Source organism: Autumnicola edwardsiae (assembly GCF_031846505.1).
GTDB classification, from domain to species: Bacteria; Bacteroidota; Bacteroidia; order Flavobacteriales; family Flavobacteriaceae; genus Autumnicola; species Autumnicola edwardsiae.
In genome coordinates this window covers 1-327 of the sequence record NZ_JAVRHP010000335.1, presented here as the reverse complement: position 1 = coordinate 327, position 327 = coordinate 1, and the positions used below count along the sequence as shown (strand labels likewise).

Here is a 327-nt window from a genome sequence, read left to right as displayed (position 1 = left end):
ATAAAATATATTGGAATAATAAGGGAAAGCCAGCATCAATCCGGTAAATATAGTTATCAAGAACAGAAATTTTTTGGACTGCCAAAAAGATGGTTTTGCTTCTTCGTCACAGGCACAATCCTTTTCTTCCTGGGTTTTCGATTGAAGTTTCGGATACCATGCAAAGACCAAAACAATAATGGTCAAGCCGATAAGATAGGGCCTAAATGGCTCGACCCATGAAAAGGTCGATGCAATTCCACTTGTTCCGGCAATTAATGCCAAAACAGGGGTTATACAACATATTGATGCTGCAACTGCGGTAAAAATGCCGGTATAGGCCGCGGT

General features: G+C 40.7%; 1 protein-coding gene. It reads right to left on the bottom strand.

Annotation, left to right across the window (positions count from 1 at the left end):
- Positions 1 to 309, bottom strand: a 309-nt coding sequence (locus RM529_RS17920) for a mercuric transporter MerT family protein (RefSeq protein ID WP_311486084.1), incomplete at its 3' end; no start/stop codon positions are given.
- Positions 310 to 327 lie beyond the last annotated feature (18 nt).